Source organism: Streptomyces sp. NPDC028711, from assembly GCF_055565415.1.
This window is the reverse complement of record NZ_JBVHUJ010000002.1, coordinates 1,154,260-1,172,080: the sequence shown is the minus strand read 5'-3', so window position 1 is coordinate 1,172,080 and position 17,821 is coordinate 1,154,260. Positions and strand designations below refer to the sequence as shown.

At 69.2% G+C, this 17,821-nt stretch carries 10 protein-coding genes and 3 pseudogenes; 3 read left to right on the top strand and 10 right to left on the bottom strand.

Going from position 1 to position 17,821, the window contains the following annotated elements; all coding sequences use genetic code 11:
- Positions 1-184 precede the first annotated feature (184 nt).
- Both ACZ4VK_RS10985 and ACZ4VK_RS10980 read right to left on the bottom strand, forming a co-directional pair.
- Positions 185-1,816 carry a protein kinase domain-containing protein gene (locus tag ACZ4VK_RS10985; protein ID WP_468350719.1) on the bottom strand — a complete coding sequence of 544 codons (1,632 nt, stop codon included), beginning with the start codon at positions 1,814-1,816 and terminating at the stop codon, positions 185-187.
- Between the two features lie 219 nt (positions 1,817-2,035).
- A pseudogene (locus ACZ4VK_RS10980) lies at positions 2,036-2,122 on the bottom strand (HNH endonuclease); the annotation flags it as partial.
- Positions 2,123-2,649: 527 nt separating this feature from the next.
- On the opposite strand from ACZ4VK_RS10980, the gene ACZ4VK_RS10975 reads away from it, so the two are divergent.
- Both ACZ4VK_RS10975 and ACZ4VK_RS10970 read left to right on the top strand, forming a co-directional pair.
- Complete coding sequence (locus ACZ4VK_RS10975) at positions 2,650-2,778, top strand: hypothetical protein (protein WP_468350717.1); 129 nt, start codon at positions 2,650-2,652, stop codon at positions 2,776-2,778.
- 144 nt (positions 2,779-2,922) lie between these two features.
- Positions 2,923-3,387: a hypothetical protein gene (locus ACZ4VK_RS10970; RefSeq protein ID WP_468350715.1), complete on the top strand. Its 465-nt coding sequence runs from the start codon at positions 2,923-2,925 to the stop codon at positions 3,385-3,387.
- Positions 3,388-3,598: 211 nt separating this feature from the next.
- Here the strand turns inward: ACZ4VK_RS10970 and ACZ4VK_RS10965 are convergent, their stop codons facing one another.
- Together ACZ4VK_RS10965 and ACZ4VK_RS10960 are read right to left on the bottom strand one after the other, a co-directional pair.
- Positions 3,599-3,781: a hypothetical protein gene (locus ACZ4VK_RS10965; RefSeq protein WP_468350713.1), complete on the bottom strand. Its 183-nt coding sequence runs from the start codon at positions 3,779-3,781 to the stop codon at positions 3,599-3,601.
- A 162-nt stretch (positions 3,782-3,943) separates the two neighbouring features.
- Positions 3,944-11,347: a polymorphic toxin type 27 domain-containing protein gene (locus ACZ4VK_RS10960; protein ID WP_468350711.1), complete on the bottom strand. Its 7,404-nt coding sequence runs from the start codon at positions 11,345-11,347 to the stop codon at positions 3,944-3,946.
- A 549-nt stretch (positions 11,348-11,896) separates the two neighbouring features.
- Between ACZ4VK_RS10960 and ACZ4VK_RS10955 the strand changes: the two genes are divergently transcribed.
- Positions 11,897-13,399, top strand: a complete 1,503-nt coding sequence (locus ACZ4VK_RS10955) for a hypothetical protein (RefSeq protein WP_468350709.1) — start codon at positions 11,897-11,899, stop codon at positions 13,397-13,399.
- A gap of 96 nt (positions 13,400-13,495) precedes the next feature.
- Here the strand turns inward: ACZ4VK_RS10955 and ACZ4VK_RS10950 are convergent.
- The 6 genes and pseudogenes from ACZ4VK_RS10950 to ACZ4VK_RS10925 all read right to left on the bottom strand — a co-directional run.
- Positions 13,496-13,768: pseudogene (locus tag ACZ4VK_RS10950) on the bottom strand (HNH endonuclease); the annotation flags it as partial.
- 60 nt (positions 13,769-13,828) lie between these two features.
- Positions 13,829-14,632 (bottom strand): HEAT repeat domain-containing protein, encoded by an 804-nt coding sequence (locus ACZ4VK_RS10945; RefSeq protein ID WP_468350707.1) that lies wholly within the window; start codon positions 14,630-14,632, stop codon positions 13,829-13,831.
- A gap of 246 nt (positions 14,633-14,878) precedes the next feature.
- Positions 14,879-15,646 (bottom strand): transposase, encoded by a 768-nt coding sequence (locus tag ACZ4VK_RS10940; protein WP_468350706.1) that lies wholly within the window; start codon positions 15,644-15,646, stop codon positions 14,879-14,881.
- A gap of 177 nt (positions 15,647-15,823) precedes the next feature.
- Entirely contained in the window at positions 15,824-16,285 is a 462-nt protein-coding gene (locus ACZ4VK_RS10935; RefSeq protein WP_468350704.1) for an SUKH-4 family immunity protein, read from the bottom strand.
- A gap of 89 nt (positions 16,286-16,374) precedes the next feature.
- Positions 16,375-16,894, bottom strand: a pseudogene (locus ACZ4VK_RS10930) (IS5 family transposase); the annotation flags it as partial.
- A gap of 225 nt (positions 16,895-17,119) precedes the next feature.
- A complete protein-coding gene (locus ACZ4VK_RS10925; protein ID WP_030219333.1) occupies positions 17,120-17,323 on the bottom strand; it encodes a cold-shock protein in 204 nt (67 codons plus the stop codon).
- Positions 17,324-17,821: the final 498 nt, after the last annotated feature.

Genomic DNA, 17,821 nt, shown 5'->3' with positions numbered 1-17,821 from the left:
TGGCCATTTGACCGTCGGGTGGCCACCGGTCGTGAGATTTGGCCACGGGATTTGAGTCCCCACAACAGCTGTAGGGCCTCGCGGCTCGTGTCGGACGTCGGTCTCGTGACCTGCGGGTCTGTCCGCTGTCTCACCTCACGTCGGACGGTCGCCGTCTCAGATCCGTGTCGGAAATCGCTGTCGATTACCGTGCCCACGCCCTCCGGATCCGCAGCGCGGTCCGGAACAGCAGGACAGGGGCCGCGCAGGCACACGCGATGGTCACGGGGAGCATGGCCGAGGCGGGAAGGATCCCCATGACGCGGACGGCCGAGTGCAGTCCAGCGTACTGGTGGACGACCGGTTCGATGGCATTGTCCAGGACAGTGAACTGGGCGAAGTGAAGCCCCCAGGCGGTACACAGCGCCAGCCAGTAGCAGCCCGCTGCCACCGTCCAGGCCCGCACGGCAGGTGCGCCGGAGGCGCTGAGACGAGCTCGGAAATACAGGAGGGGGGCCAGGGCGCACAGCAGCACCACATACATCGGAGTCCGCCACCAGTCGTCAACGGCCCAGCCCGGGATGTCCGCGCGGAAGGATGCCACGATGGCGGGCGGCAGATTGCTCGTCGTCAACAGATCGTCGAACTTGCCCAGGACCATCCCGTAGGCCACCAGCGGGGTGAGGGCGAGCAGCCACATGATCGGGTGACCGAGCCCCATCTTCAGCCGGCGCGTCACCTCTTCCGTCGCTGTGGGCGGCGGAACGATGGGCATGGGGTGCTGGCCCGGCGCGTAGGACGGTACGACCGGGGCGCGTCGAGGCTGGGTCGGCAGGCCGGCGAGCGGAGAGGGGGGCGGCGCGTCGTGCGGGATGTCAGCGCCCGAGCCGGATCCGGCCGAAGCGGGCGGGCGAGGTCCGCCGGCGGGTGCGCGGTCGAGGACCGTGGCAACGTATCCGTCCTCCGGGGTGTCGGCGCCGGCAGCGTCCCGCCCGGCGACCTGCAGGATCTGTGCGCGCATGCTCCGCGCGTCCGGGAAGCGGTCCTGCGGACTCTTCGCCAGCGCCCGTGTCAGCAAGGCCTGCACTTCTCCGGGCACCTGGACGCCGAGTGTGGGCGGCTCAGCGTGGACGTGCTGGTAGCCGATCTGGAACCCCGATTCCCCAGCGAACGGCACCTTTCCGGTGAGGAGTTGGAAGAGAGTGACGCCGACAGCGTAGAGATCACTGCGTGGGTCAATGGCGCCACCGGCCGTGAACTGCTCCGGGGCCATGTAGTGCGGCGTCCCCACGATGAAGCCGGTGCCGGTCAGAGCGGTGGCCTGCGCGTCCAGAGCTCGGGCGATCCCGAAGTCCATGACCTTCACCGAGCCGGCCTCGGTGACCATCACGTTGGCCGGCTTCACGTCCCGGTGCACCAGCCCGGCGGCATGGCTCGCAGCCAACGCATCCAGGATCTCGGAGACAAACCGCAAGACCTCGGCCAGCGGCAGCCCACCGGGACCGGGAGGAACGTAATGACTCAGGGGCCGCCCCTGGACGTACTCCATCACCAAGTACGGCACACGCACGCCGGCCACGTCCTCCTCAAGCACGTCGTACACCGCCACCACGTGCGCATGGCTGAGAGCGGCGGCCGCACGCGCTTCGCGACGGAAGCGTTCCCGCCCAGCCTGATCACCGCCCGGCACGGTTGTCATCGTCTTGATCGCAACCGTCCGGCCCAGAGCATCGTCGCGTGCCCGGTAGACCGCTGCCATCCCTCCCGTGCCGAGCAGCTCACCGATCAGGAAACGCCCCTGAGCAAGCCGGACTCCCGGCCCGATGCCGCGGGTCACCATCGAACTCCCCCGTTGACGCAGTGCAGTTGCGCAGCCGGGACCGCCACCGACCCCAACCGATCCCGCCAGCCCGCTGCGTCGCAAGTATGCCCGACCAGGCATGAGCACGGACGACCTTCACCAGCCACTCGAACCGACGCGCCCGCAGACCTGTGAACGTCTCCGCTCTTCTACGCCACCGCCCTCGGCAGCATCGTCACCTACATCGGAGCCGACTGACCGGTTCGACCGGGCGGTCACCGCGACCACCGACGCGGCGGCGCCCTGGTCGTTGGCGTACGCCTCCCGCCGCTTCGCATCCCAGTCGAGGCCCCAGCTGGCAGGGGGCGTCATTCGAGCCGTGCAGTATTCCTGCCTGACGCTGGTGGCTGAGCAGTCCGAAGTGCGGCCGCGGCCTGGCCAGGAGGCCCCAACGGCGTTGCGGTCCGGGGAAGTCCGACGTCGTCGAACCACAAAGTGACGAGCAGGGTGCATCGCCAGCACACGTCGCAGTCTGGCGAGAGCGTCCAGGTAAGGGTGCTGGGCTGGAGCTGTTGGCACTCTGGTCGTAGCTGGAAGAAATACCGCGGCAAGGAGCGGTTCCCAATCTCCGGCGATGGTGAGGTAGCTGCAGAACGGCACGGATGCCACGCTGTCGACAGGAGTGTCGACGGCCGTGACGGTGTGCCAGCCGCCGACCGGGGCAAGGCTCGGGACAGAAGGAGCTCGCTGCTCTGACGGAAATGTCCGGCACTGGTCGAGTCGAGGTCAAAACGTAATGTGGACACCTCGCCGCCGCCAGTAAGATCATTCTGCTTATTCTTCGCCAGCGAGAGATGCAGGGAAAGACCATGAAACTGCGCAAGGCCGCCCTTCCGATCGCCGCCGTCATACCGGCCCTGCTCGTCATGTCCGCATGCAGCGGAGAATCCTCGGATTCCGACTCCAAGAAACCGAATCCGAGCGCGAAGAGCAAGTAGAGCGCCGAGGAGAAAGAGGCCGCCGAGGCAAAGCGCCTGGGGGCGTTCGACGGAAAGGCCCTCGAAAAGGCCGCCATCACCGGCCGGATCGCGGGCTTCGACGCCAAGAAGGTCGCCAGGGCGGAGGTCGAGGCCGGCCGCGGCATGGACGCCGACAAGAAGGCCTGCCAGCCGCTCGCCAGCCTCATCGGCGGCTTCACGCACGTCCCCGCGGTGAGCACGGTGCATCGCTCGCTCCAGCCCGGCGAGGCGAGCAACGCGACCGTCGGCTCGATGTGGCTCGCCTCGCATTCGGAGGACAACGCCACCCGGGTGATGAAGGATCTCCGCGCGGCCGTCGCCGAATGCCCCAAGGGCTTCAAGCCCCTGGGCCTCACCTACGGCAAGGTCGAGGGCCTCCCGGCGCCGAAGCTCGGCAACGAGGCTGTCGGCTACAGGATCACCGGTGACATCGGCAAGCAGAAGGTGCCGATGACGTACACGGTGGTGCGCAGAAGGGGAGTGATCGCCGCGTTCTACGGGGTGAACATGCTGGACGCGAAGAAGGCGTCGATCCCGGAGCCGGTCGTCAAGGCCCAGCTGGAGCGGATCGCGGACGCTACGGGCTGACACCGCCACGGTAGGAACGGAAAGGGCCGTCCCAGTGCATCGCACTAAGGGACGGCCCCTTCTTTTCGTCGGCGCACCTTCAGCCGAATCCGCCGAGGCTGCTACCCCTCGTCGGCCCCGGCCGGTGGGCAGTCAGCCGATCATCCCCGATTCCGCCGGGAACCCCGGCGGCCAGGGCTCACTCGGGTCGTGCAACGACTGCGCCCATCCATCACCTCGCCTCCCGCCAGTTCGGATCGCTGCCGACGACGAAGCTGTCGCCGTCCCGCTCCAACTTCCAGGTGCAGGCGGCGTCCTCCGCCGGAATGCCGTGCCGTTCGTGGAGCACGGCGAACTCTGCGGCGGTCGCCCCCCGGTTGTGGAGCCCGTTCTCGGAGTAGGGATTGAGGAACATCAGTTCCACATGCCCAAGAGAGACCTCGGCCCTCGTCGTGGTCCGGTCCACCAGTGTGGCTAACTGGCCAGGAGGAGTTGCCGGTGCGAAGGAAGGAACGCGGCGACTCTGAAGAGCCGCCCCTCCCGGATGAAATCTGTCATACCCACCATCTTCTTATCACTACTCAACGGGCGTTCCGTTGGCGTACGTCAACCGCGTCGGGTACACCCGCTCGAACACCGGCTTGCCGGCGTCGAGCACCGGCTTGCCGGCCTCGTCGAGCTTGTTCATGTACCACTTGATGGAATCCCACTTGCGGTACTCCATCCGGAGGGCCGCACGGAGTTTGACCATCTCCCATGCGGTTCCGTAGCCCTGCTTTTGGATGAGCGTCCAGTCGCTGTTCGGGATCGTGTCCCCTCGCGCCAGAAGCAGAGTCAGCGCCTCGTCGGCGTTCTTGGCACCTGCGACACCGGCCAGCGACACCGAGAGCTCCACGTTAGAGTTGACCACTGCTCTCTCCACTCCCACCGTCCAAATGGCGCGTTCCCCCAGCCCCATGCTTGCAGGCAGTTGGGTACTGTAGAGGTCGTCGTTGAATGTGCGCCCGCCGACAGACGTGGCCAGAGCATCCGAACCGGGGTTGACTCCGAGGACGATGTGATCGCCGTCCTTCACCAAGTCGGCGAGGACCTCGGTGCACTTCTTGACGACGTCGTCGCTTGCCGCCGCCGCGACGGAGAACGACACGACCTTGAAGGTCGCGGTGTCCACCGTCTCGCACGCCTCGGAGAGCTTCCGGACGATACGGCTGATGATGCCGTGGATGACGGCCTCGGTCAGGCCGATGGTGCGGAGCGCCAGATAGGCGTCCATGAATCCGATGCCGGTCTTGATGGCAGCGTCCACCGCCGTTACAGCGGCCTTGGCCGACCTGAAGATCGCGCCTGCCACGAACCAGCTGGCCGCCCAGGCGCAGTCGCCCCAGCTTCCACCGGAGAGACCCGGGGTGATCAGCTTGGCGCAGCCGATGAAGTCGCCGAGCAAGACGTCGATCGGGTCGATGCCCGAGTTGAACTCGAGCATCGTCAGCGTGACGGTGAGCCGCTTCGTCTCCGCCTTCGTCACCTCGGGGCCGAGGTAGACCGTCTCCGCGGCCGGGCAGCTGCCCGTGCTCGTGTACGACTCCCACGGCACCATGCACATGTACACGTCGACGTGCGACTTGTATGTGATGTCGGCCGTGATCTTGCAGTCTCCGATGTGGATGATCGGGTTGCAGTTGTCCTTGACGACGTTCTGTGGTTCGCCGATGTACTCGATGTGGTCGAGGACCGCCCACACATCGCTGATCCCGGTGGTGACACCCTGCGAGATCTGTTCGCTGCTGCCGCCCTTCTCCGTGCGGTCAGCGGCGTCCTGGGCCTCGTTCGCCGCGTCCCACGCACCGGCGGCGGCTTCCTCCGCCGCCGTCGCGTCGTTCTCCGCCTGGGTGGCGGTGGCACGGGCGCTCGCGGCGTCCTCCTCGGCCTGGGTGGCTGCGGCGCGGGCGTTGGCGGCGTCCTTCTCCGCCTCGGTGGCCGCGGCGTCCGCGGCGGTGGCGTCGGCCTGCGCGTCCATCGCCGCCCACGACGCCGCCATGGCGTCGTTGCCCGCCGACTGGACGTAGCCGTCGGCGCGGTTCGCTGAGGCCTGGGCTTCCTTGGCATCCTTCGCGGCCTGGGTGGCTGAGGCTTGGGCCCGCTGGTACGCGTTGGCGGCACGGAGCGCGTCGGCCGCCGCGGCCGAGGCGGCCTGCGCCGCGAGCTTCATGTCCGCGGTGGCCTGTTCGGCCAGGGCCTTCGCCTCGGCGGAGAACGCCTGGGCCATGTTCGCGGTAGCGGCCGCTGCCGCTGCCTGTTGCTGCGAGATCGTCAGGGACTGCTGTCCCGTCAGGACCGCGAACGCCGCCGAGCTGTCGGTCTCCTGGTACGGGCCGCCGAGGGCGATCGCCTCGTTGGCCGGCTTGATCACCGCCTTCGCGGAGTCACGAGCCGCGAGCGAGGCCTGCACGGCCGCGAGGGCCTTGCCGGCGGTGGTCGCCGCCCAGGCGGCGGTCTGCAGCGCCTCAGAACGTGCGGCAGCCGCCTCCGTCTTGGCGACCTTGGCCGCCGCGGAGGCCTTCTCCGACTGCTCCTTGGCGCCCTTGGCGTCGGCCGCCGCCGCCACGGAAGCGTCGATGGCCTCGGCCGCCGCGGCGTGCGCCGCCGCCGCTGAACCGGCCGCCACCAGGTACGAGGACCAGGCGCTGTCCGCCGCCGCCTTGGCACGGGACGCGGAGCCCTGCGCCTTGGTGGCCGCGTCCCGAGCGTTGACGGCCGCGGTCGTGGCCGCGTTCGCCGACGCGCGCGCGTTGGTGGCCGCCGTGGTCGCCGTGTTGGCGGCGGCTCGGGCGTCGGTCGCGGAGGCCCGGGCGGCCTCGGCTGCGTCCGTGCCGTCAACGGCCGCGGCGTGGGCCTCAAGGGCCGCCGCCTTCGCCTTCAGCGAGTCCCGCCGCTGTTCGGCCTCCAGGGCCCGATCGCGAGCAGCGACCGCGTCGCGCTCCGCCTGCTCAGCGACGCCCCGCTTGGCCGAGGCCGCGGTACCCGCTGCCTCGGCCGACGTACGGGACTCACTGGCGATCCGGCCCTGCGCGACGGCGTCCGCCTCGTGGGCCTTCGCCTTGTTCCGCTCGCTCTCCGCGGTGGCCCGGTAAGCCGCCGCGTTGGCACGCTCCAGCTCGGCGACGGCCCGGGACGCCTGCGCGTCGGCCGCAGCCTGACGGGCCTGCTCCTCCTCCGCCAGCGCGGATTCCTTGGCCTTCTTGGCCTTCTCCGCGTTAGCCGCGGCCGAGGCCGCGTAGGCGTCCGCGCTGTCCGCAGCGGCCTTCGCCTGGGCGGCAGCCTCCTGCGCGGCGATACGACGGAACTCCGTGTTCACCGCATGCGCCTCGGTCTGTGCCAGGGCCAGCAGCGTCTGCGACGTCGCGACGGTGGCGTTCGCCGCGTGCAGCGCCGTCTCCGTCGCCTTCGAGGCGGCCGTGGCAGCGGCGCCGGAAGCACGTGCGACCTGCACCGACTGCTGCGCGTACATCAGGCCACGACCGCGCGGCACCTCGGCGGCGTCCGCGATCGTCCACGCCTGCTGCTGGGCGGTCACCGCACGCTGCGAGGCGGCGGTAGCCAGAGCGGCCTGCTCCTTCGCCTTGACGACCAGCGCCTGGACCTTGCCCCGGGCGTTCGCGAGGTCCGTCTTCGCCTTGTCGAAGAGGGCCTGCTTCGGCCTGGCAGGGTGGTCTGGGTCGGCCTCCAGGAAGTCGTGCCAGTACTTCTGCCAGCGCAGGATCTGGTCGGCACGCCACGCCTGGCCGATGGCCTCGACCATGTGGTCGGCGGCGGCGCGAGTCGCGGCGGCGGCGTCCGCCTCCGCGCGCATGATGACGGCGCGCGGGGCGGCCTGGCCGGCGTACTCCGACTCCCACTCCGCCGAGGCCTGCGAGACGGCCTCGCTCAGGGCGCTGCGCGGGTCCACCGGGTCGTTGTGGTTGCACGTGGCCCACGCCTGCTTGAGGTTCTCGACCTCGATACGGAACTCAGGCGTGCCTTCGGCGACCTTCTTGTCGAGGAAGCCGCCGTGCCGCAGGTAGGTGGCGATGTCGGCGGAGGTGGTACCTCCGGAGAACCGAGTGTTGTTCAGGTTTGTGAACAGCAGCATGGTGTCGGCGGCGAAGTCGTGCCAGCCGTCCTTGCCCCGGTTCTGCTCGGTGACCTTTCGAGCCTGAGCAACAGCCTCGGCGCTTGGGTTGGTGTGGTCGTCCCAGCCGAGCCGGTATGACAGCTTGGCCTGTGCGGCCAAGGTGAACCCGAGGGTGTCTTCGCCGAACTCCGGGGCGTGCAGCGTGATCCCGTCGTCGTCGTACGCGCTCATCGCATACGGGCGGTTGGCATCCTCCAGGATCGCCTCGCGGGCAGCGATGGCATCCCAGAAGGCGTAGCTCGCCTCACGGTCCAAGTCCCGGGCCTGCCCCAAAGGCCCAAAGCCGATCCAGCCGACATCGGCGATGACCGCGTCCAGCTGGGCGTTGGTGCCGCTGAGGCCCTCGATGGCCTTGGCCTTCATGTTGGCGCCGCCCGCGTGCAGGGCGACTCCCGCGAGGCACCGGTTGAGGCGCGGGGTGGAGCGGACGCCACTGATGACGGCCGTCAGATCGTTGAGCCGGCGAAACGCGTTGTCGGCGTCGACGAAGAGCTGCCGGACGCCGTCGGAGACCTTCTCGATCGCCTGTGCGAGCGCGGGTATGCGGCCCACGATCACGGCGGACGACGGGACGTCGACCAGCTCCCAGAGGCAGTCCTCGATGTCATAACCGGCCAGGCATTCCTTGACCTTGGCGACGTCGAGCTGCTCGAAGAGGATCTGCCCGCCGTTAGCGGTCGCCCACTCGACGACGTTCACCGAGACGGCCGCGAGGCCCTCCCTGTAGTCATCGACGCAGGTCTGACCACACGCGTCGAGCAGTATCCGCTCCTCGCGCTCACCGAGGACCGGCCAGTTGGACGCACCGCCCTTGATCGGCGTGACGCCCTCGGCGAGCGCCTCCTTGTGCGCGGCCTCATTCTTCTTACGCTGCTCCTCCTCGGCCTTCTTCGCGGCCTCCTCGGCAGCGGAACTGTCGCCATCCGCATCGGACGCCTTGCCCTCAGCGGCCTTGGCCTGCTGCTCTGCCTCGGCCGCCTTGCGCGCGGCTTCCTCGGCGGCTTCCGCCGCACGACCCGCCTTGCCGTTTGCCTCGGCGGCGTGCTGCTCGGCATCGGTGGCCTCGCGGTAGGCCTCCCCGGCGACGCTGCTCGCCTCGCCGGCTGTGAAGACGGCACTGAGAGCGTCGTTCCCGGCCTGCTCGGCGTGGCCGGAGGCGGCGTCAGCGGCGGTCTTCGCGTCCTTCTGTGCATCGGCGGCTTCGGCCGCCGAGCCCTGGGCGCGGGTCACGGCCTCGACGGCGCGCACCGAATCACTCGCCGCGCGGGCGGCGGCCTCCGCGGCGAGCTTGGCATCGCCGGTGGCCTGGGCGACGGCCTGCAGCGCCTCCTCAGCAGCGGCTGCCGCCTCGGTCGCCTTGGCCTCGGCCGCGGCGGCCTGCTGTTCGGCGATCGTCTTCGAGGACTGGCCGACCAGAGCAGCGAACGCGGCCGAACTGTCCGTCTCCTGGTACTGACTTCCCATCGCGATGGCCTCGATGGAGGCAGCGCCCGCTCCCTTTGCGGCGTCACGGGCGGCGAGCGCGGCCTGACCGGCGGCGTAGGCACGGCCGACAACGGTCGCGGCCGACTTCACTGCCTCGGCGGCGCTGGTCCCGGCGGCGACCGACTCCAGCTGGGCCTTCTTGGCCAGCTCAGCGGCATTCTCCGAGGCCGTCGCCGCGTTGTCCGCGCGAAGCGCCGCGTCCTGGGACGCGTCTAGCGCGGTGGCGGCCTCAGCCCGCGCGGTGGAGGCCGCGCCGAGGGAGGCGTAGGCCACCGCCCAGGCGCTGCTCGCACTGGCCTGGGCGCGTTCGGCTGCGCCCTCCGCCGTGGTGGCCGCGCTCCGCGCTGAGACGGCGGCGGCGGTGGCCTCGTCTGCCGCGGTCTGCGCGGCGGTGGCAGCCTCAGCAGCCTGCGCCGCTGCCGTATGGGCCGTCGTGGCGGCGGCACGGGCCTCGACGGCGGCCGCGGTGCCCTCGGCGGCAAGGGCCGCGGCTTCGAGGGCGGCTGCGCGGGCCGCGGTGGCCTGCTTCGCCTGAAGTGCGGCGATCGCCTTCTCCCGCGCAGTCTGAGCGGCCTTCGCCTTCGCGTCGGCGACCTTCCGCTTCGCCGCGGCGTCGGCGGTCGCGGTCCCAGCGGCCGTGTCGGCGTTCTTCGCCGCGGTCTGCTGGGTCCCAGCCCTCTGTTCGGCCTCCTCCGCCTTGGCGCGCTCGGTCGCGGCCTTGGCGCGGGAGGCGACGGCGATGGCCTTCTCCGCCTGAGCCTTGGCCCGCTCGGAAGCGGCAGTCTCCGCAGCAGTCTTGGCCTTGTCGCGCTTCTGCTCGGCCGTTGTCTGCGCGCTCTTGGCGGTGGCGGCGGCTTCGGCGGCGGCCGTGGCGTTGGCCTCGGCGCTGTCGGCGGCGGCCTTCGCCTGGGCAGCGGCCTCCTCGGCCGCGACTCGGCGGAACTCCGTGCTGATCGCGTGCGAGTCCGTCTGCGCCTTCGCGAGCAGGGCATCCGCGTCTTCCACCGTCGCGTTCGTGGCGGACATCGCGCTCTCGGTCGCCTTCGCGGCTGCCTTGGCGGCAGCGGCCAAAGCTCGGGCGGCTTGGACGGACTGCTGGGCGTACATCAGACCCCGGCCGCGCGGCACATGGGTCGCGTCGGCGACGGCCCACGCCTCCTGCTGCGCCGTCGCGGCCTTCTGGGCGGCGGCCGCGGCCTTGGCGGCCTGCGCCTTGGCCGAGGCAACCAGAGCGGTCGCGTTGGTACGGGCCTGAGCCAGATCGGCCGTGGCCTTGTCATAGAACGCCTGATCAGGCTGATCTGGGTGTTCCGGCCAGCCAGCCAGGACCTCCAGCCAGTGCTTGCGCCAAATCAGAATCTGCTCGGCGAGCCACGCCTGCCGGATGGCCTCGATCATGTCGTCGGTGGCGGCCCGGGTCGCCGCCGTGGCCTCGACCTCGGCTCGCATGATCGTGGCGCGCTGGGTGCCCTGTCCGGCGTACTCCAGCTCCCACTCGACCATCGCGTCCATGACGAGCTCGTCGAGCTTGCGGGACGGATCATACGGGTTCTGGTTGTCGCAGGCGGCCCACGCCTGCTTCAAGTTTTCCACCTCGACCCGGTATTCAGCGGAGTCCTTGACGGGCGCCTGGATCGCGAAGCCGCCGCGCTTCAGATAGGACGCGATGTCGCTGGAGGTCGTACCACGCGAACTACTTGCGATGTCCTTGAACATCCAGTCCGCGGTGAAGTCGTGCCATTCGTCCTTGCCGAGATTCTCTTCCGTGATTGCTTTGGCGCGGGCTAGGGCCTCATCACTGGGCTTGGTGTGGCCGTCCCAACCGAGCTGGTGCGCGCGTTGGGCCTTCGAGACTGCCGTGAAGTAGTTCACGTCCGCGCCGAACTCGGGCGCGTGCCACTCAATGCCCTCAGCGTCAAAGGCGGACTCGCGGTAGGGCTTGTTGGCCGCGTTGAGCTCTTCGACCCGTTGGGTGCCCGCTCTGTAGGAGGCGGTTGCTTCCTCATCGTCGGCGTCATCGGCCAGGCCCAGAGGGCCGTAGCCGATCCAGCCGACACTGCTGACGACGTCACGTAGTTGCTCGTCGGTGCCCGTCAGGCCCTCGATGGCCTTGGCCTTCATCGCGGGACCGCCGATGTGCAGTGCCACACCGGTAAGGCAGCGGTCGAGCCGCCGTTGCTCGCCGATGCTGTTGCGGTAGAGGCCGTCGTCCACCTCGGGCACCGGGTCGGCGTAGGCCGGAGCGGCCTGGATCACGCCGGCCAGTACGGCGGCGGCGGTGACGAGCGCCGTCGTGCCGGTGGCCCTGGCAAGGGCCGACCGCATGCGACGCCGGCGTCTGCCGACGTCTCTGAACAATGACATGGAGTGCCTGACAATCTGTCGATCCTTCGACAGCGTCATCCATGGGCATGCCAAACCGGGCGGCTCACCGCTCGGCCCCCCGGCCTCGTACGGCATGCGTCAGCGCGGCCGCCCCTCCCCACGAACCAACGCCGCCGCTTACGCTGCGACGATGTCACGCAACACTCAGCACGTGAAGATCAAATAATCTTCACCAACCGCACACGGGGGGCCACTAGCGGACAAAGCCGTCCGCAAGTTGATCACCTTGTTACCTGGCGTAGGACGCGTAGGTGATCGGGTGTCAGAGGCGGTTGTCTCGTATCGCGAGAAGCTCCCACATTTCCCGGCCGACGTGCTCGACGGGCCAGCCCGGAGACCACGAAGGTGCTCGCTGCGGCGATGGCCACGACGTCCACCGCCCGCCAGCGCATCGGCCTGCCCGGCCCTGCGAGGGGAGCCCGCTGGTGAGCGCCCACGTGGTAGGCGTCGGGCGGCCCGGTTCGGGAGACGAGGTGGCAGGATGATGCGGTGTCCGACTCTCTGCATGAACTGTGGCTGCGTGGCCTCGCTTTCAATCCGGCGGCGCCCTCCGACGTACTGATACGCCTGATGGATCAAGCGGTCGGTGAGGCCGGCCTGCTGATGTGCGAGGGGCGTGACCTGACCGACGCCGTCATCGACGCGGCCCTGCGCCATCCGGTCAGAGCCGTCCGCAGCGCGCTCGCCCGCAACCTGTACGTCGACCCGGCGCAGCTCGCCCCCCTGGCGACGGACCCGTCGGGACTCGTCCGCGCGTCGCTTGCCGAGGGCCCCCAGTCCCGGCCCCGATGGGTCCGCCCGCTGCCGGACGACATTCTCGCAACTCTGCTGACCGCGCAGGATGGGGGAGAGGACGGCAGACTCACCGCAGGTGAGATCATCGGGGTGCTCGAATCGTCCCGGCAGATCCCGCTGTCCTTCCGCCATTCCCTGGCCGGCCGCGAGCACCCCGAACTCCGGATTCGGGCCACCTGGAGTTGGGGGTCGCTCACCCCGGCGCAGCGCGCGGCGCTGCTCGATGATCCAGACCCCGCAGTCCGTGAAGCGGCGAAAGACCACAGCTGGGTGCTGGATCCGGAACAAGTAGAGGCCCGACTGCCATCCTACGAGCCGCGCGGCAAGCCCTTCGTGTTCGGCACGTGCGCCCTGTCCCCCGCGCTCGTCGAGCATTGCTTCGCTGACGGCACGGTGCGCCCCCTTGCCGGAAACCGCCACGCCCCGGCCTACGCCGTCGCCAGGCTCGCCCGCCATCCCGAGGCGCGGGTCCGCGCGATGGTCACCACCCGGCCCGACCTGGGGCCGGACCTGGTCGCGGAGCTGAGGAAAGACCCTGACGAGAACGTACGGGCGCGCGCACGCCTCCACCCCTTCTCCCGCACCTGGGTCGAGTACGACATAATTCACAGGATCATCGACCACGGCCCGGACTGCACCTGCCCGATCACCGAGCCCGCCCTGCGGCCGTCACCCGGCTGGTTCGCCGCCTGCGCGGCGTCCGAGGAACCGGTGCTCCGCCGGGTTGCGGCGAGCTGGCCCGGCCTGCCCGCAGAACTCGTCGCGACACTCGCGCAGGACGACGACGAGGAAGTGCGGATCCGGTTGGCCTGCCACCACCCCCTGGCCCCGCCACGCCTCCTCCTGGACGTCTTCGTCACCCGCCCCGTCCACCGTCCGCACCTGCTGACCCTGCCCGCGTTCCCCCGCACCGGCACGACCCACCTCATCGGCCACCCGGATCCGCAGGTACGAGCCCTGGCCGCAGCCGATCCCGCCCTGCCCGACCCCCCGGTGAAAGACCCCGACGAGTCGGTGCGCCGTGCAGCCGCCGCCAACCCGAGCCTGCCACTGCAGGCCCTGGAGGCCCTCCTCGCCGACCCTCGCACCGCAGAGGGCGCCGCAGCCAACCCGTCCCTCTCCGTCCCCCGCATGCACGCACTCATTGACCGCTGCCTGAACAACGTCCCCAGCCCGTCGACGATGCCCCGGCGCTGAGACTACGGCCGCGTAGCGATCACAGGCATGGCAACCTCCGTCGACCACGGGTCGACGCCAGCACACCAGACAGGCGTTTCCGAATCTCGGATTGTGCTACAGGACGGGTTCGTAGCTAACGGTGGTCGTGGGGCAGTCCGCGGCGAGTCCGAGGAGAGCCTGGTGCTCAGCCTCATCGGCGGCGAGGTTCCAGCACAGTTTCGTGCCGACCCACGTCGCGGCATAGTTGCAGTGGTAGGAGGCATCCGAGGGAAGCCAATCGGCGGGGTCCTTGTCGCTCTTGGATCGGTTGGACGCCGCGGTGACGGCGATCAGCGTGTCGGGGCTGTCCTGGTCGTTCGCGTACGCCTCACGCCGGGCCGCACTCCACGGGGTCTGCTCGAACCGTGTGGTATTCCCGGCTCCGGAGCAGATAGGCGGGCGGGGACGTCAGCGGCGGTCGCGGCGCCACTCGTAACGCCACACCGCGTCGAGGTAGCTCTCCTCTTCCAGGGAACCGCGCTGCGGCGGGCCGAGGCAGCGTGCCGCTTCCACGCACCGTTCGTCGTCGCGGAGGGCGAGTCCGTAGACGGCGGCTAGCTGGACCAGGCGATCCGTGTCGTCCAGCGCAGCGGCCATGGCGTCTGCGACGGCGGGATGGTTGTCCCTGCCCCCGGCAACCCTGTGGCAGGCCGTCTTCCGTACCACTGGGTCCGGATCGGTCATCAGTCGCAGCAGCGCCGTGCGTGCGTCGCCGGAAAAGGCCGGCGGTGAGGATCGCCAGTCGCTGATGAACCCCTGCGCCACCGCACGCCGTACTCGGGCATCGGGATGGCCAGCGTGGCGTAGAAGGGTCGCCTCCGCACGGGGGTCGATGTGTTCTCCAAGAGCGACCAGCACCTCGGTGAGCACAGAGAGGTCCGTCTCCTCGGCCGACCAGTCGGTGAACATGTCCAGAGCGGGGCCAGCGAACGCGTCCTCGTCGCTGTCGTCGAACAGATGGGTCAGCCGGAGCACTTCGGCACCGAACAATCGGCGGAGTGGGTCCGGGTTCGTCCGCAGCGCTGCGGCAGCTGTCCAGGTCACCTGGTCGCGCCGGCCGGCCAGCAGGATGGTGACACTGCTCCATGTCGTGTGGTTCTCCTGGCCGGCGTGGGCCAACGCGCGGTCCATCAGCTCCTCGAACGAGGTCCGGACCCCAAGCAGTTCCTCGACCAATGTGAGGATCGCCCCATGGCCGTCCCGCACGGTCATGCCACCAAGGGTGAACTCGTCGACGCTGTTGTACTCATCGTCTTGAACCGGCGTACGGGCGATGGCATCCCGGGAACCCGTACGGTGGCGCAACTCGGCCTCGACCCCCGTCTCGTGCCAGCGGCGCGCGAGGTCCCGCGCCTCCAGGAGTTCAGATTCGGTATACCTGCCGCGGATCTCGTGGTCTAAGGGCTGTCCCGCAAGCGATCTCGGACGTACTCCTCGTCGGTCGTCGGCATAGATCCACTATCCGGTCAGGGCGAGGTTGTGGAGGCGGGCGATGCCGAGCATGGCGTGGTGGACGCCGTCGCCTTTCAGGCGGCAGTCGCGGAGGATCTTCCAGGTCTTCATGCGGGCGAAGGTGTGCTCGACTCGGGCGCGGACTTGGCGGTGGGAAGCGTTGTGGGCTTCCTTCCAGGCCGGTAGCTCGGTCTGGCCGGGTTCTCGGCGGTGCGGGATCAGACCGGTGCCGCGGTAGCCACCGTCGGCGATCACGGTGGTGTTGCCGACCGAGCTCTTGGCTCCGGACAGTTCCCATGCCTTGCAGTCGTTGCGATTGCCGGGAACGGGCCGGCCGACAGAGACGACAAGGCGTGAGTCGGCATCGATGACGACCTGGTGGTTGGTCGAGTAGCGATAGTTCTTGGACTGCTCCGCCACGCTGTGGTCCCGTGTCGGCACCAGGGTGCCGTCCACGATCAGCACTGTGTCTCTGCGGAAGCGGCTCCGCGGCCGCAGCGCGAGCAAGGGCCCGAGCTGGCTCACGATCCGGCCCGCTGCCGACTTCGAGATCCCGAACAAGGGAGCCAGCTGCCGCAAGGTCAGGTTCGTCCGCCAGTACGCGGCAACCAGCAACACCCGGTCTTCCAGCCGAAGACTCCACGGACGGCCCCTGCAAACCACGGGCAAGCCTCCGCGCCGTAGCACGGTGATCAGTTTGCCGAACTGCTTCGGAGTGAGCCCGGAGTACGGCGCTATCCATGACGGCTCCGACGCCGTGATCACAGCCACCACATGAAGATCATCTCAGTCGTGGGCGGCCTGGCCTCCCGCACGGGTCCAGACCTGCGGCCCCTGGATCTGCCGGCCGAGGTCAGTAGAGCCAGCGGTCCAGGAGTCCTGGCCAGAGAAACCCCTCGTAGCCTTTGAAGGCTGCCGGGTCGATCTCTTTCAGCTCCTCGGCCAGCCGGTTCAGCTCGGCGAAAGCCTGCTCTTCCTCCTCTTCGGAGAGGTACTCCTCGGGGCCGTCCGGCTCGCTGAGAAGCTCTGAGGCGGTGACGCGACTACCGTAGTGATGAAGGACGTTGACCACACGCCGACACCCGAGTTGGCGAACCATGCCTCCCCGTCCGGCATGACGAAGTAGACCGCCCCGGTCTCCGGCTCGACGCCGAACGATGACCGCTCGGCCGGCTCATCGGGGTCCGCCTGCTCGGTGAGACGGTAGAGCGGGCCCCGGGACGTGAGCAGGACCGGATCAGCCTCACTCTGCATCACGACTCGCTCGATGAGACGCGGAGCCACCGGGATACCCACTTCGATGAGCTGTGCCTTCATGAAGCCCGGGATCCGCCAGCCGGCCACAGCGTCCCGTCCGGCTCGCGTGACATGCCCCAGACCGGCCCACTCGGTCAGCTGGTCGTACGTCGCCATCGAACGATCCTCTTCCGTCGGCTGTGGTCCTGACCCTATCGAGCCGGTCTCAGGCCAAGGCACAGCCGCACTTGCGGGACAGCCCTTAGTCAGAGCCATTCGTTGAGAACTGCGACCAGGACGGTCGTCTCGTAGCGGACGGCGAGCTTGTCGTATCGCGTGGCGACAGCGCGGTGCCGTTTGAGGCGGTTGATTCCGCATTCGACCGCGTGGCGCTCGCGGTAATCGACCGGGTCGAAGCGCGGGGGCCGACCACCACGGGAGCCAAGCTTCTCGCGGTTGCGTACCTGGTCGCCCTTGTTCGGTATGGTGCAGCGGATCCTGCGGCGGCGCAGGTAGGCGCGATTCTTGCGGGAAGAATACGCCTTGTCCGCCCGCACGCGGTCGGGGCGGACGCGCGGCCGGCCCGACCCAATCCGAGGCACGCGGACCTTGGCCACTACGGGTTCGAACTGCGGCGAGTCCCCCGCTGTCCAGCAGTCACCACGATCGACACGGGCTTTTTTGGCCCCGCTCGACAGCCGGGTGCAGCTTGGTGGTGAACCCGCCGCGAGAGCGGCCCAGCCCATGATCACCGGGTTCGGTGGACACGCCGCCCGGTGGTTCCTTGAGGGCCAGCTCTGTGAGGAGCAGAGCAGCCGGCCTTCGAGGTAGAGCTCGTACTGGTAGCGCCCGGCGCGCCCGAGGCCGCGCCGCTGCTGCGGGCTGGCGTCCGGCAGCACGAGCTCCGCGAAGCCGCGTCGGCAGATGCACGAGAATGCCGCCGCTGAGAGATGCGGCGACGCCCCGCGGGCGGCTGAGCGGCCCGCGGGGCGTCAGGGGTGCAGGTGGGGCTCAGACCGGGCGGATGTTCTCCGCCTGCGGACCCTTCTGGCCCTGGGTGACGTCGAACTCCACCTTCTGGCCCTCCTGGAGCTCACGGAAGCCCTGGGCGGCGATGTTGGAGTAGTGGGCGAAGACGTCCGGGCCTCCACCGTCCTGCTCGATGAAGCCGAAGCCCTTCTCCGAGTTGAACCACTTCACGATTCCCGTAGCCATGTTCCATGCCTTCCAGTCGATGAACGCCGCCCACACGGTGTGGGAGGCGGAGGTGATCGCCCTGGTTCCTGCGGCACAGCACAGCAAAAAAGCCCACGCCGAGGGCATGGGTAAAGGGAGAATCCGAACCACGACAGCTAACGGGGACGGTACACGCCCGCACCCGCTGTGACCACAGGAAACGCCTGACGCCCAGGGGAAGATGACCGTCAGGACGTAGAAGGCGCGGCCCGGACCAGCGGTTCGAGGTCACCGTAGAAGGCGGCGTGCACAGCGGCGGCGGTGGGGGTGCGTTCCAGGATGTACAGCTGCCGGGCGGGGGATCGTCGGGGTGGACGTCGTCGCGGCGGGTCCAGCGTTGAGCCTTCGGGAGGGCCAGCTGGTGACGTGCCGGAACCACGTGATTCAACAGCCATGTGGGGGACGGCGGTTCACCGGAAAGCGCGCGTCCGCTTGTGGGCGAGCTGCGGTTCGTGGCCGGCGCTCGCTAGCGGGTCG